The following is a 23972-nucleotide window of genomic DNA, read 5'->3' as shown; positions in this document are numbered from 1 at the left end:
GCTCTCCTTCCCGGGGCGCGGCGGCGCACCCCCGCCGCCAGAGGTCGACGGCGCACCGCGAGACGCCCTCACCGTCGTCTCGGTGAGGGTCGCGGCAGTCACCTCCATCACCTAGGCCTTCAAAGTCCTGATCGGTACGGGTACCCTGTCGCCCTCGGATCCCTCACGCTCGAGCACCTCGCCCCCGTAGCGCGTGAGGGCGGCGATCTCCTCGGCGTCGGAGCGGTAGCCGCAGGACTCGCACTCGAGCTCCTCGAAACCCTCCCGGTAGTGGAACGTGATCGTCCGCCGGCTGCCGCAGCTCGGGCAGGGGGTCTGCTCGTGGAAGCCCTCGGCGTCCAAGTGGTGCTCCCCTCGCAAGGTGACCTGAGTCTAGCTCAGGCGAGGGAGGGTCCGTGTGCCCGCGCGTCCGCCGCCGCGGCCAGCAGCTCCTCGGCGTGCGACAGCGACGCCTCCGTCACCGTTCCCGACAGCATCCGCGCCAGCTCCTCCGCCCGCTCGCGGCCGGTCACGCGCCGCACCGTGGTCAGCGTCCGCCCGGCCTCCTCCGCCTTGGTGACGACGAAGTGGGCGTCGCCGAACGCGGCGACCTGGGCCAGGTGGGTGACGACGAGCACCTGCCGTCCGCGGCCCAGCTCGCCGAGAAGCGCGCCGACCTCGCGCGCGGCGCGACCGCCGACGCCGGCGTCCACCTCGTCGAAGGCCAACGTGGGCTGCGCGGCGCCGGTGACCAGGTGGAGCGCGAGCATCAGCCGCGACAGCTCGCCGCCCGACGCGATCTGCGACACGGGACCGGGCGGCTCGCCGAGGTTCGCGCTGAAGAGGAACGACACCTCGTCGGCGCCGCCGGCGTTCGGCTCGGCGAGCGGCTCGACGGCGACGGCGAACGAGGCGTTCGGCATGCCGAGGCGCCGCAGCAGCGGGGCCACCTGCGCCTCGAGCCGCTGGGCGGCCGAGCGCCTGGCCGCAGTGAGGGCGTCGGCGAGGCGGGCGAGCTCCTCGGCGAGCTCCTGCTCCTCGCGGACCAGCTCGGCCTCGTCCTCGTCGAGGGCCAGCAGCTCCTCCTGCTCGCGGGCCGCCGCCTCGCGGTAGGCGAGCACGGCGGCGAGGTCGTCGCCGTACTTGCGCTTCAGGTCGTCGAGCTTCGAGAGCCGCGCCTGCACCGCGTCGAGGCGGGCCGGGTCGGCCTCGAACCCGGCGAGGAACGACTCGACCTCGGCGGCGACCGCGCCCAGGCCGGTGAGCGCGTCGTCGAGGTCCCGCGCCAGCGGCTCCAGCGCCGGGGCGTACTTCGCCGCGGCGCTCAGCTCCCTCGCGGCGTCGGCCGCGAGCTGGACGGCTCCGGTCTCCTCGCCGGCGAGGGCGGCGAGTGCCGCGCCGGCGCCCTGCACCACGCGCTCGGCGTGGCGGAGGGTCCGCAGCTCGGCCTCGAGCTCCTCCTCCTCGCCCGGCCGCGGCTTGGCCTCGTCGATCTCCTGCACCTGGTAGGCGAGGACGTCGAGCCGCCGGGCGCGCTCGCGCTTGGCCGCCCGCACCTCGGCGAGGCGCTGCGCGACCTCGGCGCGCCGTTGGAACGCCCGCCTGTGCTCCTGCAGCGCCTGCCTGGCGTCCTCGGGCAGCAGCCTGTCGAGCTGCGCGCGCTGCGCCGCGGCGCCCTGCAGCTCTAGCGCGCCGTGCTGGGCGAACACGGCCACGAGGGGGCCGACCCGCTCGGCCAGCTCGCCGACGGTCACGAGCTCGCCGTCCAGCCGGGCGGAGTGCCGGCCGGAGAGCGCGATGCGCCGGGCCGCGGAGGAGACCTCGGCGCCGTCGAACTCGCCCTGGACGAGGGCGCTGTCGGCGCCGGCGCGCACGAAGGAGACGTCGGCCCGGCCGCCGGCGAGGAGCGCGAGCGCGTCGACGACGATCGACTTGCCCGCCCCCGTCTCGCCCGTGAGGACGTTGAGGCCGGGGGAGAGCTCGAGCTCCAGCTCGCGGATGATGGCGAAGTCACGCAGCTCGATCCTGCGGAGCACGCCGCGAGTATAGACGTCGTGGAGGGGGATGCCGGCGCGCCCCTGGGCTATCATCCCGGCATGCCGGCGAGCGGGCCAACCTACGTCGAGTGCCCGCGCGACGCCTGGCAGGGGCTGGCCCACGCCATCCCCACCGACGTCAAGGTGGCCCACCTGCAGGACCTGCTCGACGCCGGCTTCACGCACCTCGACCTCGGCTCCCTGGTCTCGCCGCGGGCCGTCCCCCAGATGGCCGACACCGAGCGCGTGCTCGAGGGCCTCACGGCCCCGGAGGGAGCCGACCTCATATGCATCGTCGGCAACGTCAAGGGCGTGGAGAGGGCGCTCGCCTCGGGGCGGGTCACGACCGTCGGGTACCCGCTGAGCGTGAACGAGACGTTCCAGCGGCGCAACGTGGGGCGCGGGCTCGAGGAGTCGTGGCGCGACCTCGCCGCGATGCAGGAGCTCTGCGCCAGCTCCGGCCTGGGGCTCGTCGTCTACGTGTCGATGGCGTTCGGCAACCCGTACCGCGAGACGTGGGGGCCCCACGTGACGGCCGAGGCGATCCAGCGGCTGCGCGACGCCGGCGTGGACCGCATCGCCCTGGCCGACACCGTCGGCACCGCCGACGAGCGGCTCGTCGACCGCGTGCTCTCCTCGGTCTCGAACGCCAGCGACCTCGGCCTGCACCTCCACGCACGGCCCGACGCCTGGCGGCCGCTCCTCGAGGTCGGCCTGCGCCGCGGCGTGCGGTGGGTCGAGGGGGCGCTGGGCGGGGTGGGCGGCTGTCCCTTCGCCGGCGACGACCTCGTCGGTAACCTGCCCACCGAGGAGGTGCTGCCGTGGCTGGCCGAGCGCGGCGTGAGACCCGTCGAGGTGGAGCCAGGCAGGCTGGCGGAGCTCGCCGCCGAGGCGCGGGCGCTGGCGACGCGGTTCGGCTGAGGCGCGGGCCGGCCCCTCGGCGCGGCTGAGGATGGACACGCCAGCGGCGTCCGGAAGACCGAGCCCCCTGGAGGCGCCCTGGGCGGCGACCGCGGACGCCGTCGCCGACGCCCTCGGCGTGGACCCTCGCGCCGGCCTGGACGAGGCGGAGGCCGCCTCGCGCCTGCGTCGCCACGGGCCGAACGAGCTCGAGGTCGCGCCGCTGCGCACGAGCTGGCAGGTGCTACTGGGCCAGTTCCGCGGCGTGCTCACATGGATGCTCGTGGCGGCGGCGGTCCTGTCCGCCGCCTTCGCCCAGTGGTCGGAGGCCCTGGCCGTGCTGGTCGTCCTGGCCATCAACGCGACCGCCGGCTTCCTCACCGAGGTCAGGGCCGTCCGGTCCGTCGAGGCGCTGCGCAGGCTCGGCACGGCGCAGGCGACGGTGCGGCGCGGCGGTGGTCCCGCCGTGGTCCCGGCGCCGAGCCTCGTGCCGGGCGACGTGCTCGTCGTCGAGGCCGGCGACGTCGTGCCGGCCGACGCCAGGCTCGTGAGCGCGTGGCGTCTCGCCGTCGACGAGTCGGCGCTCACCGGGGAGTCCGTGCCGGTGGACAAGGCGCCGGAGCCCGTGGCGCCGGCGGCGCTCCTGGCGGACCGCCGGCCCATGCTCTACCGCGGCACGTCCGTGATCAGGGGGCGCGGGGAGGCCGTCGTCGTGGCGACGGGCATGCGGACCGAGCTGGGCCGGGTCGCCGGCCTCGTGCGGGCAGCCGAGCCGGAGCGGACGCCCCTCGAGCGGCGCCTCGACGCCCTCGGCGGCAGGCTGCTGTGGGTCGCGCTCGGCGCCGCCGCCGCCGTGGCCGGCTACGGCCTCGCCACCGGCCGCGGCTGGTTCGAGATGGTCCAGACGGCCATAGCGCTGGCAGTAGCGACGGTGCCGGAGGGCCTGCCCGTTATCGCCACTCTTACCCTCGCCAGGGGCGCCAAGCGCATGGCCGACCGCAACGCGCTCGTCAACCGCCTCTCCGCCGTCGAGACCCTGGGCGCCACGAACGTGATCCTCACCGACAAGACGGGCACCCTGACGCACAACCGGATGGCCGTGGCCGGCTGGTGGCTGCCCGACGGGCGCCACGAGGCCGGTCCGGGCCGCCGCGACCCGCGCCGGGTGGCCGCGGGCGCGGAGCCGATCGACAGGGCCCTGCGCGCGGCCGTGCTGTGCGGCACCGCCTCGCTGAGCGAGGGTGGCGCCGACGACGTGGGCGACCCGATGGAGGTCGCGCTGCTGCGCGCCGCCAGGGACCAGGGCGTGGAGCGCGGGGCGCTCCACGAGCTGCTGCCCGAGCTCTCGCAGCTGCCGTTCGACGCCGACTACCGCGTGATGGCGACGTTCCACCAGGCGGAGGAGGGCGGGCTGCTGTTGGTCAAGGGCGCGCCGGGCGCCGTCGTGCCCGCCTGCGTCAGCGTCGCAACGCCGGGCGGCGACGCCGCGCCCCTCGACGAGGCCGGGCGCGAGGCCTGGCTGGAGCGCAACCGCGCCATGGCCGCCGAGGGGCTGCGCGTGCTGGCGCTGGCCGACAGGCGCGGGGCCTGGCGACCCGGCGAGCCCCTCGAGGGCCTGACCCTCGTCGGGCTGGTCGGTCTCGCGGACCCGCCGCGCGAGGCGGCCGTGGCGGCGGTGCGGGAGTGCCGGAGGGCCGGGATCCGCGTGGTGATGGTCACGGGCGACCAGCCGGTCACGGCCCGGGCGATCGCGCGGTCGGTGGGCCTCGCGCACCCGGACGCCGTCGTCACCGGCGCCGACCTGGCGCGGTCCGCCGCGGACGGGGAGGGCCCGGCGCGCGCCGTGGCGACGGACGTTCTGGCCCGCGTCAGCCCCGAGCAGAAGCTGCGCCTCGTCGAGCTCCACCAGGCCGCCGGCAGCGTGGTCGCGATGATCGGCGACGGCGTGAACGACGCCCCGGCGCTGCGGCGCGCCGACATCGGCGTGGCCATGGGACGGCGCGGCACCGACGTCGCCCGCGAGGCGGCGGCGATGGTCCTCAAGGACGACGACTTCGCGACGGTCGTCGCGGCGGTGGAGGAGGGTCGCGCGATCTTCCGCAACATCCGCGCCGCCGTCGCCTACCTGCTGTCGTGCAACCTCAGCGAGATCCTCGTGATCGGCCTCGCCGCTGCCCTCGGCTTCCCGCTGCCCCTCCTGCCGCTGCAGATCCTGTTCCTGAACCTCGTCACCGACGTCTTCCCGGCGCTGGCGCTCGGCACCACGCCGGCCGACCCAGGAGTCCTCGACAGGCCGCCACGCGACCCGCGGGAGCCGCTCGTCGCGTCGCGCCACTGGCGCCTGGTCGCCGTCTACGCCCTGCTCCTCACGGCGCCGGTGCTGGCGGCGTACGCCCTGGCCCTCGGTCCGCTGGGCCTCACGACCGGCCAGGCGGTCACCGTGGCCTTCCTCGGCCTGGCGCTGGCGCAGGTCTTCCACGTGCTGAACATGAGGGACGTGCGCCGGCGCCGGCGGACCGGCGCGCCCGCCGCCCCCGACCCGCTCACGCGCAACCCCTGGGTCTGGGCGGCGATCGCGGCCTGCAGCCTGATGGTCGCGTCCGTGACCTCGCTGCCGCCCCTGAGGGCGGCGCTGTCGGTGGAGGCGCTGCCCGCCGCGGGCTGGGCGCTCACGCTCGCGGTCGCGCTCCTGCCGACCGTCGCGGGTCAGGTCGGCAAGTCCGTCGGGGTGGGACGCGTCGACTGACGGGTCTGCTAGTGGGCGGCGGGCGCCGAGGGGCGGTCCGCCGCGGCGCCGGGCCGCGGCCGTCCGCGTGAGGCTTGGCGCCGAGCCGCGGGAGTGCTCGAGCCGCCCGGCGCTTCGACCGTCCTTAGGCCGTCACGGGCAGCTGGCCCTGGCGCTCCAGCTCCCGCCGCGCGGCCGCCACGAGCCGGCGTTCGGCCTCGTCGAGGTCGACGCCCGGCAGCGTGGCGCCGGCGGCCGCCACGTGCCCGCCGCCGCCCAGCTCCACGCAGATCGCCTGCGCCGAGACGCCGTCACGAGTGCGCACGCTGATCTTCACGTCGGGCCCGCGCTCCTTCAGCAGGGCGGCGACGAGGACGCCTTCGGCGTAGCGGATGATGCCGACGAAGTCGTCGGAGTCGTCCTCCTCCGCGCCGGAGACGGGCTTCATGTCCGCCGTGTAGCGGGCGGTGACGAGCCTGCCGCCGAGGTCGAACTCGACGGTCTCCATGACGCGCCCCAGGGTCTTGAAGTAGTCGGGGTGGCGCCACTGGAGCCTGTCGGTGAGCCAGACGTACTCGACGCCGTGGTCGAGCAGCTCGCCCGCCGCCTCGAGCACCTCGCGGTTCGTGTTGGCGAAGCGGAAGTTCCCGGTGTCCGTGATGATGCCGGTGAGGCAGGGCGTGGCGATCGCGGGGGTCCAAGCCACGCCGAGCTCGTCGATCAGCTCCTTCACCAGCAGCGCCGTGGCGGCCTTGCTCGGCTGCACCACGGCGATGTCGCCGAAGCGGTCGTTGGTGCCGTGGTGATCGATGTTCACCGTGAACGCCGCGCCCTCGGCGGGTCCGCCGGCCACGCGCGACCTGTCGGCCACGTCGAGGACGAACAGCAGCGCGCCCTGCGGCAGCCTCGGCACCTCGTCGACGAGCTCTCCCTCGTCGGCGAGGAAGCGCAGGTACCTGGGAGGGGTCGTGGCGACGGTGACGTCCTTGCCCAGCGTCCTCAGGGCGCGCCCGAGCGCCAGGCTGCTGCCGACGGCGTCGCCGTCCGGGTCCACGTGGGTGAGGACGACGACGGGGCCGCTCCAGGAGCGCGCGACGCGCGCCGCCTCGCGGAGCTTCTCGCGGTACGCGGGGTCGGGGGCGTTGTCGGGGAGCGGCGGCATGCGGCCAATGATACTCGTGGCCCGTCCGTAGGCCGCTTATATTGGCGTCGTGTCGGGACCCCGGCCCTTCACGTGGCTGCTGTTCTTCACGCTGGCGCTAGCGGCGGTGCTGGCCACCGAGCTGCGGCGGGAGGAGCCGCGGCTGATGCACGTGCAGGGGCCGCCTCCCGTCGAGCAGCCCGAGGGGCAGCTCGAGGAGGCCTACCTGCTCGCCAGGGACGCGACAGTGCGCATCGAGGCGCGGTGCACGGGCTCGCGGGCCGGCCAGACGCTCGGCGTCGGCACCGGCTTCTTCGTCACCGCGGACGGCATGGTCTTCACGGCCTTCCACGTCGTCGAGCAGAGCAGCACGCAGCCCTGTCCCACGCGCCTGGTGGCCGTCACGGCGGCCGGCGCCGAGTACACGCTCGACCTCGTCGGCTTCGACGTCTACATGGACGTGGCGGCGCTGCGCGCCGACGTCGACCACGCCGTGCCGTACCTGACGCCCGCCGCCAGGCGCCCTGAGGTCGGCGACCAGGTGGTGGCCATCGGCAACAGCCGCGGCGACTTCCTGGCGGCGCGCGCCGGACGTGTCACGCGTCTCGGCGTCCAGGCGGGCCGGGCCGACTTCGCCAGCGGCACGATCGAGCTGACGAACTCCCTGGCGCCGGGCGACTCCGGCGGTCCGGTGGTCAACGAGAAGGGCGAGGTCGTCGGGGTCGTCAGCTACATCAGCTTCAACCCGTCGGCGATGACCTCGCAGGACTGGGTGCCGCCCTACCTGCGCGGCGCGCGCCTCCCCAGCGCCTACGCCAGCTACGCCGTCCCGCTCGTCGCCGGCGACGAGCTGTTCACCACCGTCCTGGCGGGCGGCCGGCGCGACGTGCCGGTGATCGGCTTCACCGTCGAGAACGACTACGACCCGGCCAGGTCGGCGCACTACCTGGGCGCGCGTCCCGGCGTCATCGTCCGCCAGGTGATGCCCGGCAGCCCCGCCGAGCGCGCCGGGCTGCGCAGCCGCTCGGAGGAGACCCTGGTGAGCGAGAGCGGCGTGCGCATCGTGCCGCAGGCCGACGTCGTGGTGGCGATCGACGGCAGACCGACGCCCACCTACCAGGACCTCGTCGCCGAGATCAGGCAGAAGGAGATCGGCCAGACGGTGGTCGTGACCGTGCAGCGCGGGAACGCCACGTTCCGCGTCGAGCTGACGCTGGGCGCGCGCACCGACGTCTTCGTGGGCAACGGGGCCGACTAGGCGCCGCGCGCCGCCGGAGGGTGGCGCCGAAGCAGAGGGCGCGCCCGGACCCGGGCGCGCCGTTCTCGTGGTGGGCGATGGTGGACTCGAACCACCGACCTCGTCGTTATCAGCGACGCGCTCTAACCTGCTGAGCTAATCGCCCGCTCCCATCAGGCAGCGTCCCCGAGAGTACCACGCGCGGTCTCGCTGGGACAAGCGCGCGGACGCCCGGCGCGGGCGGGCCCCGGTATCATCGCCGGGATGGTCGAGCGCCTCTACCTCGCCAAGCCGCGCGGGTTCTGCGCCGGCGTCGTCATGGCGATCAGGGCCGTCGAGGAGCAGGCGGCCGAGTCCGCGGCGCGCGGCGAGGGCGGCATCGCCGTCTACCACGACATCGTGCACAACAAGACCGTCGTCTCCCGGCTGGAGGAGCGCCACGGGGTCACGTTCGTCGAGGACCTGGACGACCTCGAGGAGGCCCGGCGCGCCGCGGCCGCGGCGGGGAGGACGGTCGGCCACACGGTCGTCTTCAGCGCCCACGGCGTGAGCCCCGCGGTCAGGAGGCGGGCCGCCGAGCTGAGGCTGGCGACCGTCGACGCCACCTGCCCGCTGGTCACGAAGGTCCACAACGAGGCCAAGCGCTACGCCGAGCGCGGCTACCACGTCCTCCTCGTCGGCGACTCGACGACTCACCAGGAGGTCATCGGCACGCGGGGCGAGGCGCCGGAGCACACGACGGTCGTGGCCGTGGTGGGCAACCGCAACCACGACCCCGGCCTCGCCGACCCCCACACGGTCGAGGTGCCCGACCCCGACCGCGTCGTCGTGCTGACGCAGACGACGCTCTCGGTCGACGACACGATGAGGACCATCGAGGTCCTCAAGAGCCGCTTCCCCAACCTGGTCGTGCCGCCCTCCGACGACCTCTGCTTCGCCACCAAGAACAGGCAGGACGCCGTGCGCCGCATCGCGCCGCGCGTCGACCTGTTCCTCGTGGTGACGAGCGCCGCGTCGTCGAACGGCATGAGGCTCGTCGAGCTCGCCGAGGGCATGACCGGCAACGCGCGGCGGATCGAGTCGGTCGCCGACATCGAGGAGGGCTGGCTGGCCGGCGTGCGCCGGGTGGGCGTCACCTCGGCGGCGAGCACGCCGGACGACCTCGTGCAGGAGGTCGTGGCGTTCTTCAGGGACCGCAACCCGTCCCTCGAGGTCGTCGAGGAGGGGGAGTGGGAGGACATCGCGTTCCGCAAGCCGAGGCGCGTGGAGGCGCCCGCTTGACAGGGCGCGCCGCAACGGGCTGGCGCGGGGTGCGGCCGCGCCTCTCGGTCGCGCCGATGATGGCGCTCACCGACAGGCACTTCAGGCGCCTGGCCAGGCTGCTCTCGCGCCAGGTCCTGCTCTACACCGAGATGGTCACGGCCAAGGCCGTGCTGCACGGCGACAGGGAGCGGCTCCTAGGGCGTTCGCCGGAGGAGGGCGCCGTCGTGCTGCAGCTCGGCGGGTCGGACCCCGACGAGCTGCGCGCCGCCGCCGCGGCGGGGGCCGAGTTCGGCTACGCCGAGCTGAACCTCAACGTCGGCTGCCCCTCCGACCGCGTGAGGAGCGGCCGCTTCGGCGCCTGCCTGATGGCCGAGCCGGAGCTTGTGGGCGAGTGCCTGGCCGCGCTGGCCGAGGCGGGGCTGCCCGTCAGCGTCAAGCACCGCATCGGCATCGACGACGCCGACGCCTACGAGGACCTCCTGCGCTTCGTCGACGTCGTGGAGGCGTCCTCCGGCGGCGCGCCCGTCGCGTACACGGTCCACGCGCGCAAGGCCTGGCTGAGCGGCCTGTCGCCGCGGGAGAACAGGACGGTGCCGCCGCTGCGCTACGAGGACGTCTACCGCCTGAAGCGCGAGCGCCCCGAGCTCCCGGTCGAGCTCAACGGTGGCGTGCCGCACGTCGCCGCGGCGATGGAGCACCTGCGGTGGGTCGACGGCGTGATGATCGGTCGGGCGTTCTACGAGCGCCCGGCGCTGCTCGCCGACGTCGACCCGGCCCTCACGGGCTCCGGTCGTACCGTCACGCTGCGGGGCGTCGTCGCGTCCATGGCCGACCACGCCGCCGCCGAGGTCGCGGCTGGCACGCCGCTCCACGCCGTCACGAGGCACATGCTGAACCTGTTCAAGGGGGCTCCGGGCGGACGCGCGTGGCGCCGCGCCCTCAGCGAGGGCGCCCACCGCCCCGGCGCCGGTCCGGAGCTGCTCACTGACGCCCTGCGCGCGGTGCCCGACGAGGTGCTCGACGCCCCGCTCGGCGCGGCGCCCCCGGGCGAGCGCGCGGCCGCCTGAGGGACCGCGCGTCCGCCCAGCCGGCTCGCGGGCGTCCACCGCGGCGGTGACCCGGTCGTCATGCGTCCCCGCCGGGAGGTCCCTCACGCCTCTACCGAGCGGGGCAGTCGGTGGCGCCGCGGGTCCTCAGGCTCCCACCGAGCGCAGCAGGTCCCTGGCGATGATCAGGTGCTGGATCTCGTCGGTGCCCTCGCCGATGCGGGTGAGGCGGGCGTCGCGCCAGTAGCGCTCCACCGGGTACTCCTTAGTGTAGCCGTAGCCGCCGAGGACCTGGATCGCGGCGTCGCAGGCCGCCACGCCGGCGGTGCTGCCCTTCAGCTTGGCCATCGCCGCCGCGGCGGTGTGCTCTCGTCCCGCGTCGCGCAGGGCGGCCGCCTTGCGCACGAGCAGGCGCGCGGCCTCCAGCTCCATGGCCATCTCGGCGAGCTTGAAGGCGATCGCCTGGTGGCGGGCGATGGGCCTGCCGAACTGGCGCCGCTCCGCCGCGTAGGCGAGGGCCGTCTCGAGGGCGGCGCGCCCGAGACCGACGGCCATGGCGCCGATGCCGATGCGCCCGCCGGTGAGCACGTACGAGACGTCGGCGAACGCCTCGCCCTCGCGTCCCAGCAGGGCGTCGGCTGGCAACCTCATGCCCTCGAACGCGAGGGGCGTGGTGTCGGAGCTGGTGAGCCCGAGCTTCTTCTCCGGCTTGCCGCGCACGAGGCCCGCTGTCGCGCCGTCGGCGACGAAGGCGCTGATGCCGTGGGACCGCTCGCGGCCCGCGGCCGGGTCGGTCGTGCGGGCCATGAGGACGTACGTGGAGCCGACGGTGCCCTGCGTGATGAAGACCTTGCTGCCGTCGACGACCCAGTGGTCGCCCTCCGGGCGCGCGCGGGTGGCGATCGCGGCGGCGTCGGAGCCGGCCCCGGGCTCGGTCAGGCACCACGCGCCCAGCCGCTCCCCCGCGGCGAGTGGCGGCACCCAGCGCTCGAGCTGCCGCTCGTCGCCGGCGCGCAGGAGGTGCCCGAGGCAGAGGGAGTTGTGGGAGGCGACGGTGAGGGCCAGCGAGCCGTCTACGGACGCGACCTCCTCGATGACGAGCGCGGCCGTCACCGTGTCCAGCCCGGCCCCGCCTAGGCGCTCCGGGACCTGCAGGCCGAAGAGCCCGAGCTCGCCCAGCCGCCTGACCAGGTCGTGCGGGAACTCGCCGGCGGCGTCCCTCGCGGCGGCTCCGGGCGCGACCTCTCCCTTCAGCACCTCCCGCAGGGGGCCGAGCAGGGCGCGTTGGTCGTCGGTGAGGTCGAACCACTCTGGCGCAGCGGCCGCGTCTCGCGTCATGGGTCCAGTATCGACGTAGCGGAGCCCTCCCGGGGGCGCCCAGGGGCTGCTGGTAGACTCCGCGCCATGGACGACGGGCCCTACTGGGTGCGCGGGGTGCGGGGCGCCATCACCGTGGCGGAGGACCGCCCCGACCTCATCCTCGCGGCCACCCGCGAGCTCCTCGGGGCGATGCTCGAGGCGAACGGCGTGACCGACTACGACCGCATCGCGGCGATCTTCTTCACGACCACGCCCGACCTCGTCTCGACGTTCCCCGCCGAGGCCGCCCGCGAGCTGGGCATGGACATGGTGCCGCTGCTGTGCAACCAGGAGATCCCCGTCCCGGGCCGACTGCCGCGCTGCATCAGGGTGATGATGCAGGTGCACACGCGTCGCTCGCAGCGTGAGATGGTGCACGTCTACCTGCGCGAGGCCCGCTCGCTGCGCCCCGACCTCACCAGCGCGCAGTGACCGTCAGGCGGAGCGGGCGCTCGCCGGCGCCGCCCGCCGTCGGTCGAGCCCTCCGGCCACGGCCGCCCGCCCCCTGGCGAGCGCGCCGACGACGGCCGCGCGGCGGCTTTCGCGCCCCGAAGAGGACCGATCCGTTCGGCGTTCGGCTATGAAGCTGCTGGGCGCTGACACGTCAACGCGCCCGCACCGACTGCTGGAGGATGGTGCGAGCGCGCCTCCTGGAAGCAGGGGTGACCTAGCTCAACGGGCGTCGCCGACGCGCCTGCCGGCCTGTGAGGCCCGCGCCAGACGGGCGCTGCGCGCGTTGCTGTCGATCCGGTCCTTCACCAGCTGCCTGAGCTGCGCGACCGTGTAGAACATAGGCCACCTCCTATGGAGGACTATAGGCGGACGGTCCCCTCGTGTCAATAGGGAGACGCCGATATAGGTCGGCGGGGCCCGGTGCCGGCGGGACGGCCCTCGGACGCGCCGCAGACCGCGAGCCGGGAAGGCCATCGGACCGAGCGGCGCGCTGGCCGCGGGAGGGGACCGTCAGCCGACGAGCGAGCGCTGCAGGGCCGCGATCACGTCCTTCACGGCCGGTTCGACGAGGCTGTAGTAGGAGCGGTTGCCCTTCTTCACCACGTCGACGAGGCCCATCTCCTTGAGCAGCCTGAGGTGGCCGCTCGTCGTGGGCTGGCTGACCCCGACCTGCTTCGCGAGGTCGCCGACGGTGAGCGGGAACTGCGAGAGGCGCCCGATGAGCACCATCAGCAGCAGGCGCGTCGGGTCGCTGAACGCCTTGAGCTTCCCGGCCAGGTCGGCCAGCTCCGACTGCTGCTTGGCGAAGAGGCTCTCGGCATGCACGCCGTAGCCGACGTAGTCGACGCCGCCGAAGTCGAGGTGGAAGCCGCCCTGCGAGGCGAAGTAGAGGGGGACGACGACGAACCTGCCGCCCTGGTCCTGCGCCCTGCGGAACGACTCGGCGGCGCCCTCGAAGCGGACGAAGTGGTGTTCGGGCAGCGCCGATAGCAGGTCGCCCGTGGCGGCGACCTCGGCCTCGAGCTCCCGGGCGGCGGCATCGCTGACCGCGCGTCCCTCGCGCTCGTAGGTGGGCTCCAGGTACGACCACAGCGCCGAGAGGGCGCTCTGCATCGTCGCCGAGACGCGCGGCTGGCCGAGCAGCCTGAGGCGCGCCGCGACCTCCTCGTACTTGGCGTCGCGCTCCTCGTCCGCCAGCTCCTCGCTCTCCTCCACGAGCTGACGCAGGCCCTCCAGCGCGCGCTCGGCCAGGCCGGGGAAGTCGGCGAGGAAGCGCTGCGGCGTGCCATCGAGCGCGTAGCCGAGGCTGCAGGCCAGGAGCAGCAGCTCGGTGCCGACGGAGCGCAGCTCCTCGTCGCCCCAGGCCCGCTTCAGGATGTCGATGCTGGCCGGCGGGTTCTCCCTGAGCTGCCTCACCCACGGCAGGTCGTCGTCGCGCCCCTCGCCGAAGCGGCGCATGAGGAAGTAGTAGGCGTACGCCAGCTCCAGCACCGGAGCGGGCGTGACGACGAGCCTCCGCCGGCCCACGAGCGGGGCCGAGAACGAGAGGATGCCTTCCTCGTTCATTGGCACGGACCGATGATAGCAGCCTCAGGCGCGACCGAGGGTGCGGTCCCTCGCGCGCGAGCCAACGGGGGCGCCCGCCGCGTGCCGCCGGCGGCGTCCGCGGCGCGGCGCGGCGCGCCGGCGGGGGAGCGCGTCCGGCGCCCCTCGGGCGGGACGACCGGCGCCGTCGTCAGTCCACCCACTCGCTGGCGCGCAGCAGCTCCCCGCCGTCGACCGCCGCGGAGATGACCTTGTGCGACCGGTTCATGGTGACCTCGAGCGTGGCGTTGTCGAGCGTCTGCGGCCCGATGAGCGACTTGCGGACGAAGTAGCCGCCGCCCGTGACGCTCATCTCCGAGGTCTTCGAGAGGCGGACCTTGATCACCTCGCCGTGGGCGTCGGTCCGCACCTGGCAGAGGAGGAAGTTCCCGTCGTCGCGGAAACGCGGGTCCTGGCGCCGGAACAGCCCGAACATGAGAGCAGTGTAGCGCTGCTATGCTCCGCTTCGTCCATGGCACGCCTGGTAGACGCCGACACGAGCGGCATCGCCGCGGCCGCCGCCCGGCTGCGCGAGGGCGGCCTCGTCGCCTTCCCGACCGAGACCGTCTACGGGCTCGGCGCCGCCGCCGCTGACCCCGCGGCCGTGGCGCGCGTGTTCGCGGCCAAGGGCAGACCGCGCGACCACCCGCTGATCGTGCACCTGCCCGGCGCCGACGACCTGTGGTCGTGGGCCGACCGGGCGGCGCAGGAGGAGCGCGGCGTCGCGCCCGAGCTGGTGGAGGAGCTGGCGCGCCGCTTCTGGCCCGGACCGCTCACCCTGGTGCTGCACGCGCTGCCGTCGGTCGACCGCGCCGTGACCGGCGGCCAGGACACCGTGGCGCTGCGCGTGCCGTCGCACCCCGTGGCGCTCGACCTGCTGGCGGCCTACGGCGCGGCGCTCGTGGCCCCGTCGGCGAACCGCTTCGGGCGCGTCAGCCCCACCCGCGCCGATCACGTCCTGGACGAGCTCGAGGACGAGGACGTCCTGGTGATCGACGGCGGGCCCACGGAGCACGGGCTCGAGTCGACGATCCTCGACCTCAGCGGGCCAGAGGCGCGCCTGCTGCGCCCCGGCGCGCTGCCCCTGGAGAGCGTCGGGGAGGTCCTGCCCGTGGCCGCGGCGTCCGCGGAGGGCCCGCGGGCGCCCGGCACGCTGGCGCGCCACTACGCGCCCGCGACGCCCCTGCGGACCGTCGCCGCCGACGACCTCGAGCGCGAGCTGGTGGGGGCGCGCGGCGTCATCGCTCGGCGCGAGCCGCACGCGCCCGTCCCCTACGCGAGGTTCGCCGCGACGGGCGAGGAGCCGCCGCCCGACGCGCGCTGGCTGGTGCTGCCGCCGGACGCCGCCGGCTTCGCCCGCGAGCTCTTCGCCGCCGTGAGGCACCTCGACGCCCTCCGGCTGCAGGAGGTCCTCGTCGAGGCCCCGCCGCCCGGGGAGGCCTGGCTGGCCGTGAGCGACAGGCTGCGACGGGCCAGCGCGCGCGGCGAGGTCGGCGCAGGCCCGCGCGCGCCGGACCCCGCGTCGGTCGCGCGCGAGGTCTCGGGTCGCGGTGAGGCGCCGGCGGGCGGCGGCGACCGCCCGCTGGTGGCCGTCGTGATGGGCAGCGCCAGCGACTGGGAGACGATGAAGCGCGCCGACGAGGTGCTGACCTCGTTCGGGGTGCCCCACAGCTGCTCGGTCGTGTCGGCGCACCGCACGCCGGAGCGCCTCGCCGACTTCGCCCGCGGCGCCGCCGACGCCGGCTACCAGGTGATCGTCGCGGGGGCCGGCGGGGCGGCGCACCTGCCGGGGATGATCGCCGCCCACACCCACCTGCCGGTGTTCGGCGTCCCCGTGCGGAGCTCGGCGCTGTCTGGCCTCGACTCGCTGCTCTCGATAGTCCAGATGCCGCGCGGCGTGCCGGTGGGCACGCTGGCGATAGGGGAGGCCGGCGCGGAGAACGCCGCGCTCCTCGCCGTGGCGGTGCTCGCCCTGACCCGACCCGAGCTGCGCGAGCGGCTCGTGGCCTTCCGCCGCGAGCAGACGGACGCGGCGGCGTCCACCGTGCTGCCTACCCCCACCTTCGAGCCCTGATGGGCAGGAGCGGCGCGATCCCGCCCGGCGCCACCGTCGGGGTCGTCGGCGGCGGCCAGCTCGGGCTGATGCTGGGCGCCGCCTGCCGGCGCATGGGCTACGGCTTCGCCGTGCTGGCGCCCGAGGAGCGCCCGCCGGCCGCCGCTCTCGCCGACCTCCACGTGCGGGCGCCGCTCGACGACCCCGCCGCCCTCAGGGACTTCGCTAGGCGCGTCGACGTGGTGACCTTCGAGTTCGAGAACGTCTCCTCCGCGGCCCTGGCGGAGGCGACCGCCGTGGGCACGGTGAGGCCCTCGCCGGCCGTGCTGCACGTCACGCAGCACCGCGGGCGCGAGAAGGCCTTCCTCGCCGCCGCCGGGCTGCCGGTCCCGCGCCACGCGACTGCCGCCGGCGCCGCCGAGCTCGCGGACGCCGTGGCGGAGGTCGGCACGCCCTGCGTGGTCAAGACCGCCGGCCTCGGCTACGACGGCAAGGGCCAGGCGGTCGTGACCGACGCGGCCTCGCGAGACGCGGCGGCCGCCCTGGCCGACGCCGGGCCCGTGGTCGTGGAGGAGCTCGTCGACCTCGGCGCCGAGCTGTCGGTGGTCGTGGCGCGCGGCGCCACCGGTGAGACGAGGGCCTACGCCCCGTTCGTCAACCGCCACGAGCGACACGTCCTCGACGTGACGGTGGCCCCGTTCGCGGGCGGCCGGCGCGAGTGGCGCGGGGTGGGGGAGGCGTCGGCGGTGCGCGCCCGCGAGCTGGCCGTGACCGTGGCCGAGAGGCTCGACCTGGTGGGCGTGTGCTGCGTCGAGTTCTTCCTCTCGCGCTCCGGCGACCTGCTCGTCAACGAGGTCGCCCCGCGCCCGCACAACTCGGGTCACCTGACGATCGAGGCGGCGCCGGCGAGCCAGTTCGAGCAGCAGCTGCGGGCCGTGTGCGGCCTGCCCCTGGGCGAGGTGCGCCTGGCGCGCCCGGCGGCGATGGCGAACCTGCTGGGCGACCTGTGGTCGGGCGGCGAGCCGGCCTTCGCCGCGGCCCTCGCCACGCCCGGCGTGACCCTGCACCTCTACGGCAAGGACGAGGCGCGACCGGGCCGGAAGATGGGCCACCTGACCGCGGTGGCCGACGACCCGGACGAGGCCGAGGCGCTGGTGCTGAGGGCCCGCGCCGCGCTCGCGAGGCGCTGACGCGGGCCGCCGCGCCGGCGTGGTCCCGGAGACGGGCTCGTGACCGCGCTCAGGGCGCCGCGACCGCCCTCGCGCTCAGGCCCCGTAGGCCCGGCCCAGCCTCTCGCGCAGCAGCTCCATGACGTCCACGAGGGCCGCCTCCAGCTCCTCGTCGAGCTCGTCCGGCTCGGCGGCGGGCGGGGGCGCGAGGACGTCCTCGCCGCGCACGAGCTTGCCCTCCGCGAGCGAGGCCACGCCGCGCGCCGTCGCGTCCTCCAGCTCGCCCGGGTCGAGGTCGTCGGCGAACAGCGTCCGGGCCGCGGACGTCAGGCGCTCGACGGTGCGCGCGTCGGCGGTGCCCAGCTCGGGCAGGCCGACCTCGGCAGGCTCCCTCAGCTCCTCGGCGTAGCGCAGCGTGAGGCCCCTCAGGGTCCCGTCGCGCGAGACGATCGCCATGAGGTACGAGCGCCCGCGCATCACGAAGGTCGCGATGCCCGCCCGGCCCGCCTCCGCCATCGCGCGCGCCAGCAGCCGGTAGGCGGTGACCGCGGGCGGCTCGGGGACCAGCACGTACGAGGCGACCACGTAGGCGGGATCGACCTGCTCGACCGGCACGAAGACGTCAAGGTCGATGGCCCGCGACCTCTCGGGGTCGAGCGCCTCGAGCTCCTCGTCCTCCAAGGTCACGTACTCGCCGCCGCCCACGGGGTAGCCGCGCACGACCTCCTCGGGTCCGAGGAACCGGCCGTCGAGCGGGCAGTAGTAGCGCCGGCTCAGCGGCGTGCCGTCGGGGGCGAGCAGGCGCAGCGGGGCGCCGACGCGCCGCGCGCCGGGGTAGAGGCCGACGGGCAGCGCGACGAGCCCGAAAGCCAGGGTGCCCCGCCACACGGGACCGCCGGCGCGCTCGTCGGCGGGCGGCTGGCCGCCCGGGGCGCCCGCTCCGGGGCGTCTTCGGCGACCCTCAGGCACGCCCGCCCGCCCCTCCCGCGCGCGCCAGGCTGCGCTCGAGCGACGCCGTGAGGTCCGTGGTCGCCGGGCGCTCCCGTGGACGCGGCGCCGCGACCTCCCTGCCCTCGCGCTTGGCGGCGACGAGGTCCAGCACGGCCTCGCGGTGCTCGTCGCGGTAGGCGTCCGGGTCGAGGTCGGCCGACAGGGCCTCGATGAGCTGCCGCGCCAGGGCCAGCTGGCGCTCGTCCAGGTCGCCGGCCTCGCCCGGCTCGAACCGCCCCAAGGGCGCGACCTGAGCGGCCGACCTGAGCGTCACGAGCATGGGGTAGCCGCGGTGCAGGCGCAGCGACCCGTGGTGGACCCGGTCGCGCATCACCCAGTGGGCCACGCCCTCGCGGCCCGTGCGCGCGAGCATCGCCGCCAGCGCGGCGTGGGCCTCGTCGTCGCCGTCGGGCCCGAGGAAGTAGGGCCGACGGTACCAGCGGTGCTCGATGGCCCCGGCCGGCACGAAGCGCGTGACCGCGACGTCCCGCGAGGGCTCCGGCTCGACCGCCTCCAGCTCGGCGGCCTCGAGCGCCACGATCGCGCCGTCCGGGGTCACGTAGCCGCGGCCCGCCTCGCGGTAGGCGACGACCTCGTCGGTGAGGGGGTTCACCAGCGCGCTGCGCACCGGCACGCCGTCCTCCCGATGCAGGAGGCGGAACGACAGGCGCCTGTCCTCGACGGCGGCGTAGAGCCGCACCGGCACCGCGGCGGTGCCGAAGCGCACCACGCCGCGCCACAGCGCCCTGGCGCTCACGCCTCCTCCGCCGCGGCCTCCAGCTCGGAGGCGAGGGCGGCGACCGCCCGCGGCAGGGGCACCGCCGCGTCCTCGTAGCCCTGCCACGGGTCCCCGCCCAGCGCCGCCAGCCGGCGCCTCACGCGCCGCACGTCGTAGGCGGACGAGGCGTCGAGCCCGGGCAGCTCGTCCCAGCGCAGCGGCACGGCCACTGGCGCGCCGGGCCGCGCGCGGACGGAGTAGTCGGCGATCGCCGTCGCGCCGCGCCCGTTGCGGAGGTAGTCGACGAACACCTTGCCCTCGCGCCTCTCCTTCGGCAGGTCGGTCGTGAGCCTGTCCGGGTCGGCGGACGCGAGCGTCGCCGCCACGGTCTCGGCGAACGACTTGACGTCGTCCCACCCGGACTCGGGCTCCAGCGGCGCCACGACGTGCAGCCCCTTGCCGCCCGTCGCGCGCAGGAACGGGGTGAGGCCGAGGCGCTCGAGGAGGCGCCGCAGGCGCTGCGCCGTCTCCTTGGTGACGTCGAAGGGGACGCCGGGGGAGGGGTCGAGGTCGAAGACGAGCCTGTCCGGCTCCTCCAGGCGCTCGACGGTGCTGCCCCAGGTGTGCAGCTCGACGACACCGACCTGGACCAGCCCGACGAGGTGGGCGACCTCCGTGACGTACACGTACTCGTCGGGCCCCTCCTTCTCCTCGATCACCACGCGGGGCAGGTCGGGGTCGAGCGACTCGCCGGGGTGCTTCTGGTAGAAGCACCCGCCGGCCAGGCCGTCGGGGCAGCGCACCAGGGCCAAGGGTCGCCCGGCGGCGCGCCCGAGGAGCACCTCGCCGACGGACGCGTAGTGCTCGGCCACCTCCCCCTTGGTCACGCCGGTCTCCGGGAAGACGACGCGCTCGGGGCTGGTGAGCCGCACGCCGGCCAGCTCCCTGTCCTCGCCCCTTCGCTCCGCGCTCATCCTCGCTCGCCTCCGCGCGGCCGCGCCGCGCTCCGTGCGCGCCGCCGCGGCCACGAACCACGCTAGGCCGCGGGCATGAGAGCAGCGGCGCACCCGGCCCTCACCTCCGCCGCCCCTCTGTAGCGCGGGGCTTGCGTGCAGCAGGGACGGGCCTCTATACTTGCTCGGTTTGGTCGCCCCCTGGCCCGCAGCGCTGGGTCCGGGGGACGGTTCGTCGTGAGTGCAATCAGGCCGCCGCAGCGGCGGTTGCAACGCGTAGATCGCGAGGCGTGAGGCCTCGAGCCGACGAGCTCCGCGCGGGCTGCGTGGGGAAGAAAGAGGGAGTGATCGTTCTGCCGACGGTTAACCAGCTGCTGCGCAAGGGGCGCAGGAAGATCGAGAAGAAGAGCAAGACGCCCGCGCTGAAGGGCTCGCCGCAGCGCCGTGGCGTGTGCACGGCCGTCAAGACCCAGACGCCGAAGAAGCCGAACTCGGCGCTGAGGAAGATCGCCCGCGTGCGCCTCTCCGGGGGCCAGGAGGTCACCGCCTACATCCCCGGCGAGAAGCACAACCTCCAGGAGCACTCGGTCGTCCTCATCCGCGGCGGACGCGTGAAGGACCTCCCCGGCGTCCGCTACCACATCGTGCGCGGCGCGCTCGACGCCCAGGGCGTCGGCATCGGCCGCTACGTGCAGCGCAACAAGGGCCGCTCGAAGTACGGCACCAAGAAGCCGAAGGACGGGGCGAGGTAACCGTGGGACGCCGCAGACGCGCCGAGGTCCGCAAGCTCCAGCCCGACCTCGTCTACTCCGACACGACCGTCACCGCGCTCATCAACAAGCTGATGCGCGACGGCAAGAAGAACCTCGCCAGCCGCATCTTCTACGGCGCCTGCCGCCTGATCCAGGAGCGGACGGGCCAGGAGCCGCTCAAGGTCGTGCGCCAGGCCCTCGACAACATCCGCCCGCGCATCGAGGTGCGCAGCCGCCGCGTCGGCGGCTCCACCTACCAGGTGCCCGTCGAGGTCATCCCGCGCCGCGCCCAGTCGCTGGCGCTGCGGTGGCTCGTCGCGGCGTGCGACGCCCGTCCCGAGCGGACGGCGGTCGAGCGCGTGGCCGGCGAGCTCATCGACGCCGCCGCCGGCCGTGGCGGCGCCGTGAAGAAGAAGGAGGACGTCGAGCGGATGGCGGAGGCGAACCGCGCCTACGCCCACTACCGCTGGTGACCTCCGGCCGCCAGTAGCGACGGGAAAGCCATGACTATCGCGACCAAGACAGACCTGGGCAAGACCCGCAACATCGGCATCGCCGCCCACATCGACGCGGGCAAGACGACGCTGACGGAGCGCATCCTGTTCTTCACCGGCCGCATCCACAAGGTCGGCGAGACCCACGAGGGCGCCGCCCAGATGGACTGGATGGAGCAGGAGCGCGAGCGCGGGATCACGATCACCTCGGCCGTGACCCAGTGCTTCTGGCACGACACGCGCATCAACATCATCGACACCCCGGCCACGTGGACTTCACCATGGAGGTCGAGCGCTCGATGCGCGTCCTCGACGGCGCCGTGGCCGTGTTCGACTCCAGCCAGGGCGTCGAGCCCCAGAGCGAGACCGTGTGGCGGCAGGCGGACAAGTACCACGTCCCCCGCGTCGCCTTCGCGAACAAGATGGACAAGACCGGCGCCAGCTTCGACCTGGTGCTCAAGTCCCTCAAGGAGCGGCTGGGCGCGACAGGACTTGCAGTCCAGTGGCCCATCGGCGCCGAGGACTCCTTCAAGGGCCTCATCGACCTCGTCGAGATGAAGGCCGTCTACTACAACGACGATATCGGCGTCGACATCGATGTCACCGAAATCCCCGACGACCTCAAGGCCCTGGCGGAGGAGAAGCGAGCCAAGCTCGTGGAGACCCTCGCCGACGCCGACGACGACATCGCGATGCTCTACCTCGAGGGCGAGGAGATCGAACCCGACGCCCTGCGTGCCGCCATCCGCCGCGCCACCGTGGCTCTCAAGCTCTTCCCGGTGCTGTGCGGCTCCGCCCTCAAGAACAAGGGCGTCCAGCGGCTCCTCGACGCGGTGAGCTACTACCTGCCCAGCCCGCTCGACGTCCCGCCCGTCAAGGGCGTGACGCCGGACGGCGAGCCGTCGCAGCGTCCCTCCGACGTGGACGCCCCCACGTCCGCCCTCGCCTTCAAGGTCGCCTCCGACCCTTACGTCGGCCGTCTGGTCTTCGTGCGCGTCTACTCGGGCGCCCTGGTCGCAGGCACGTACGTCTACAACGCCAGCAAGGGCAAGCGCGAGCGCATCGGTCGCCTCCTCAAGATGCACGCCAACCACCGCGAGGAGATCGAGCGCATCGAGGCCGGCGAGCTTGGTGCCGTCATCGGTCTCAAGGACACGACGACCGGCGACTCGCTCACCGACCCGGATCACCCCATCCTGCTCGAGTCCATCGAGGTGCCCGAGCCGGTCATCACGGTCGCCATCGAGCCCGCCTCGAAGGCCGACCAGGACAAGCTGAGCAACGGCCTCATCAAGCTATCGGAAGAGGACCCCACCTTCCGCGTCGAGACCGACCCCGAGACCGGCCAGACCAAGATCTCGGGCATGGGTGAGCTCCACCTGGAGATCATCGTGGACCGCCTCAAGCGCGAGTTCCACGTCAACGCAAACGTCGGCGCCCCGCAGGTCGCCTACCGCGAGACAATCATGAAGCCGGTCGACGTCGAGGGCAAGTTCGTCAGGCAGACGGGCGGTCGCGGTCAGTACGGCCACGTCAAGATCAAGGCCGAGCCCCTCCCGCGCGGCAGCGGATTCGTGTTCGAGAACGCCGTCGTGGGCGGCACGGTGCCCAAGGACTTCATCCCCGCCGTCCAGAAGGGCACCCAGGAGGCGCTCCAGTCCGGACCGCTCCTCGGGTTCCCGATCGTCGACCTCAAGGTCATCCTCTACGACGGCTCCTACCACGAGGTGGACTCGTCCGAGATGTCCTTCAAGATCGCCGCGTCCATGGCGGTCCGCGAGGCCATGGCCAAGGGCGATGCCACGATCCTCGAGCCGATCATGCGCGTCGAGGTCGTCACGCCCGACCAGTACATGGGCGACGTCATCGGCAGCCTCAACTCGCGCCGCGGTCAGATCCAGGGCATGGAACCCAGGGCCAACGCCCAGGTCGTTGTGGCGAACGTGCCGCTGGCCGAGATGTTCGGTTACGCGACGGACCTGCGCTCCCTGACGCAGGGTCGCGCGGTGTTCACGATGATGCTGGACCACTACGAGCCGGTCCCGCGCAGCATCCAGGAAGAGCTCGTCAAGCGCTGAGCGCATCGGCTCGAGCGACTAACGGTTTAGGGAGTTACTGAAGATGGCTAAGGGTGTTTTCGAGCGTACGAAGCCGCATGTGAATGTTGGGACGATTGGTCATGTTGATCATGGCAAGACGACGTTGACGGCGGCGATCACGTTTACGGCTGCGACGGCTGATCCGACGGCGACGACGCAGTCGTATGACCAGATCGATAAGGCGCCGGAGGAGAAGGCGCGGGGTATCACGATCAACACGTCGCATGTGGAGTATCAGACGCAGGCGCGGCATTACAGTCACGTGGATTGTCCTGGTCACGCTGATTACGTGAAGAACATGATCACGGGTGCGGCGCAGATGGACGGGGCGATCTTGGTGGTGTCGGCGGCTGATGGTCCCATGCCGCAGACGCGTGAGCACATCTTGTTGGCGCGTCAGGTGGGGGTTCCTTACATCGTGGTGTTCATGAACAAGGTGGACATGGTTGATGATGAGGAGCTGCTGGAGTTGGTGGAGATGGAAGTGCGGGAGCTGCTGTCGAGCTATGAGTTCCCTGGTGATGACATCCCGGTGGTGAAGGGCTCTGCCCTCAAGGCGCTGGAGGCTCTCACGGCTGATCCGAAGGTGGCGCGTGGCAGCAACGAGTGGGTGGATCGCATCTGGGAGTTGCTTGATGCGGTTGATTCGTACATCCCGACGCCTGAGCGTGATGTGGATAAGCCGTTCTTGATGCCGGTGGAGGATGTGTTCACGATCACTGGTCGTGGGACGGTGGCGACGGGTCGGGTTGAGCGTGGTGTGGTGAAGACGGGTGATGAGGTCGAGATCGTCGGTCTCTCGGACACCGCCAAGTCGGTCGTGACGGGTGTGGAGATGCACCGCAAGACCCTCGACAGCGGCATGGCTGGTGACAACGTGGGTGTGTTGTTGCGTGGTGTGGGTCGTGATGATATCGAGCGGGGTCAGGTTCTGGCTAAGCCTGGTTCGATCACGCCGCATACGGGTTTTTCTGGGTCTGTGTACATCTTGAAGAAGGAGGAGGGTGGGCGTCATTCGGCG

Annotated in this window: 21 protein-coding genes, 1 tRNA gene and 1 pseudogene; 13 read left to right on the top strand and 10 right to left on the bottom strand. The window is 73.7% G+C overall.

Translation table 11 applies throughout. From position 1 onward, the window contains the following. Positions 1-111: 111 nt before the first annotated feature. Together VF202_13095 and VF202_13090 are read right to left on the bottom strand one after the other, a co-directional pair. Complete coding sequence (locus tag VF202_13095; GenBank protein HEX7041050.1) at positions 112-360, bottom strand: hypothetical protein; 249 nt, start codon at positions 358-360, stop codon at positions 112-114. A 17-nt stretch (positions 361-377) separates the two neighbouring features. Next, the gene (locus VF202_13090) at positions 378-2015 is read right to left on the bottom strand and encodes a DNA repair protein RecN (protein HEX7041049.1); all 1638 of its coding nucleotides are present in this window, start codon (positions 2013-2015) and stop codon (positions 378-380) included. A gap of 60 nt (positions 2016-2075) precedes the next feature. On the opposite strand from VF202_13090, the gene VF202_13085 reads away from it, so the two are divergent. Continuing rightward, entirely contained in the window at positions 2076-2936 is an 861-nt protein-coding gene (locus tag VF202_13085) for a hydroxymethylglutaryl-CoA lyase (protein HEX7041048.1), read from the top strand. A gap of 31 nt (positions 2937-2967) precedes the next feature. Further along, positions 2968-5661: a cation-transporting P-type ATPase gene (locus VF202_13080; GenBank protein ID HEX7041047.1), complete on the top strand. Its 2694-nt coding sequence runs from the start codon at positions 2968-2970 to the stop codon at positions 5659-5661. A 124-nt stretch (positions 5662-5785) separates the two neighbouring features. Here the strand turns inward: VF202_13080 and VF202_13075 are convergent, their stop codons facing one another. Beyond that, positions 5786-6802, bottom strand: coding sequence for a DHH family phosphoesterase (locus tag VF202_13075; GenBank protein HEX7041046.1), 1017 nt, complete (start codon positions 6800-6802; stop codon positions 5786-5788). A 49-nt stretch (positions 6803-6851) separates the two neighbouring features. On the opposite strand from VF202_13075, the gene VF202_13070 reads away from it, so the two are divergent. Continuing rightward, positions 6852-8039, top strand: a complete 1188-nt coding sequence (locus VF202_13070; protein ID HEX7041045.1) for a S1C family serine protease — start codon at positions 6852-6854, stop codon at positions 8037-8039. 68 nt (positions 8040-8107) lie between these two features. Here VF202_13070 and VF202_13065 read toward each other — a convergent pair. Further along, positions 8108-8184: transfer RNA gene (locus VF202_13065), tRNA-Ile, on the bottom strand. Positions 8185-8282: 98 nt separating this feature from the next. Here VF202_13065 and ispH point away from each other — a divergent pair. Both ispH and dusA read left to right on the top strand, forming a co-directional pair. After that, positions 8283-9299 (top strand): 4-hydroxy-3-methylbut-2-enyl diphosphate reductase, encoded by a 1017-nt coding sequence (gene ispH / locus VF202_13060; GenBank protein HEX7041044.1) that lies wholly within the window; start codon positions 8283-8285, stop codon positions 9297-9299. Next, the gene (gene dusA, locus VF202_13055; protein HEX7041043.1) at positions 9296-10348 is read left to right on the top strand and encodes a tRNA dihydrouridine(20/20a) synthase DusA; all 1053 of its coding nucleotides are present in this window, start codon (positions 9296-9298) and stop codon (positions 10346-10348) included. Before ispH ends, dusA begins: the two co-directional genes overlap by 4 nt. Before the next feature lie 126 nt (positions 10349-10474). Here the strand turns inward: dusA and VF202_13050 are convergent, their stop codons facing one another. Continuing rightward, a complete protein-coding gene (locus VF202_13050) occupies positions 10475-11665 on the bottom strand; it encodes an acyl-CoA dehydrogenase family protein (GenBank protein HEX7041042.1) in 1191 nt (396 codons plus the stop codon). A gap of 66 nt (positions 11666-11731) precedes the next feature. Between VF202_13050 and aroH the strand changes: the two genes are divergently transcribed. Then, positions 11732-12118, top strand: coding sequence for a chorismate mutase (aroH, locus tag VF202_13045; GenBank protein HEX7041041.1), 387 nt, complete (start codon positions 11732-11734; stop codon positions 12116-12118). Positions 12119-12649: 531 nt separating this feature from the next. On the opposite strand, the gene VF202_13040 is transcribed toward aroH, so the two are convergent. Then, positions 12650-13705, bottom strand: coding sequence for a metalloregulator ArsR/SmtB family transcription factor (locus VF202_13040; protein HEX7041040.1), 1056 nt, complete (start codon positions 13703-13705; stop codon positions 12650-12652). A gap of 169 nt (positions 13706-13874) precedes the next feature. Continuing rightward, the gene (locus VF202_13035; protein HEX7041039.1) at positions 13875-14159 is read right to left on the bottom strand and encodes a hypothetical protein; all 285 of its coding nucleotides are present in this window, start codon (positions 14157-14159) and stop codon (positions 13875-13877) included. 36 nt (positions 14160-14195) lie between these two features. On the opposite strand from VF202_13035, the gene purE reads away from it, so the two are divergent. Both purE and VF202_13025 read left to right on the top strand, forming a co-directional pair. Continuing rightward, a complete protein-coding gene (gene purE / locus VF202_13030) occupies positions 14196-15797 on the top strand; it encodes a 5-(carboxyamino)imidazole ribonucleotide mutase (protein ID HEX7041038.1) in 1602 nt (533 codons plus the stop codon). Continuing rightward, entirely contained in the window at positions 15797-16966 is a 1170-nt protein-coding gene (locus VF202_13025) for a 5-(carboxyamino)imidazole ribonucleotide synthase (protein HEX7041037.1), read from the top strand. Before purE ends, VF202_13025 begins: the two co-directional genes overlap by 1 nt. 75 nt (positions 16967-17041) lie before the next feature. Here the strand turns inward: VF202_13025 and VF202_13020 are convergent, their stop codons facing one another. From VF202_13020 to ligD, 3 genes are read right to left on the bottom strand one after another with little or no spacing between them, the layout of a single operon-like run. Then, positions 17042-17914: a Ku protein gene (locus tag VF202_13020; GenBank protein ID HEX7041036.1), complete on the bottom strand. Its 873-nt coding sequence runs from the start codon at positions 17912-17914 to the stop codon at positions 17042-17044. Then, positions 17907-18692, bottom strand: coding sequence for a Ku protein (locus VF202_13015; protein ID HEX7041035.1), 786 nt, complete (start codon positions 18690-18692; stop codon positions 17907-17909). Before VF202_13015 ends, VF202_13020 begins: the two co-directional genes overlap by 8 nt. Next, positions 18689-19627 carry a non-homologous end-joining DNA ligase gene (gene ligD / locus VF202_13010; GenBank protein ID HEX7041034.1) on the bottom strand — a complete coding sequence of 313 codons (939 nt, stop codon included), beginning with the start codon at positions 19625-19627 and terminating at the stop codon, positions 18689-18691. The genes VF202_13015 and ligD overlap by 4 nt, the downstream gene beginning before the upstream one ends. Positions 19628-19959: 332 nt before the next feature. Between ligD and rpsL the strand changes: the two genes are divergently transcribed. From rpsL to tuf, 5 genes and pseudogenes are all read left to right on the top strand, one after another. Continuing rightward, positions 19960-20358 carry a 30S ribosomal protein S12 gene (gene rpsL, locus VF202_13005; GenBank protein HEX7041033.1) on the top strand — a complete coding sequence of 133 codons (399 nt, stop codon included), beginning with the start codon at positions 19960-19962 and terminating at the stop codon, positions 20356-20358. A 2-nt stretch (positions 20359-20360) separates the two neighbouring features. Next, complete coding sequence (rpsG, locus tag VF202_13000; GenBank protein ID HEX7041032.1) at positions 20361-20831, top strand: 30S ribosomal protein S7; 471 nt, start codon at positions 20361-20363, stop codon at positions 20829-20831. Positions 20832-20861: 30 nt separating this feature from the next. Further along, positions 20862-21056, top strand: a pseudogene (locus VF202_12995) (GTP-binding protein). Between the two features lie 65 nt (positions 21057-21121). Then, positions 21122-22930, top strand: a complete 1809-nt coding sequence (gene fusA / locus VF202_12990) for an elongation factor G (GenBank protein ID HEX7041031.1) — start codon at positions 21122-21124, stop codon at positions 22928-22930. Positions 22931-22973: 43 nt separating this feature from the next. Continuing rightward, positions 22974-23972, top strand: a 999-nt coding sequence (gene tuf / locus VF202_12985; GenBank protein HEX7041030.1) for an elongation factor Tu, incomplete at its 3' end; no start/stop codon positions are given.

The organism is Trueperaceae bacterium (assembly GCA_036381035.1).
GTDB lineage: Bacteria > Deinococcota > Deinococci > Deinococcales > Trueperaceae > DASRWD01.
Note: the sequence above shows the minus strand (reverse complement) of the source record. Positions and strands in the feature narration are given on the sequence as shown.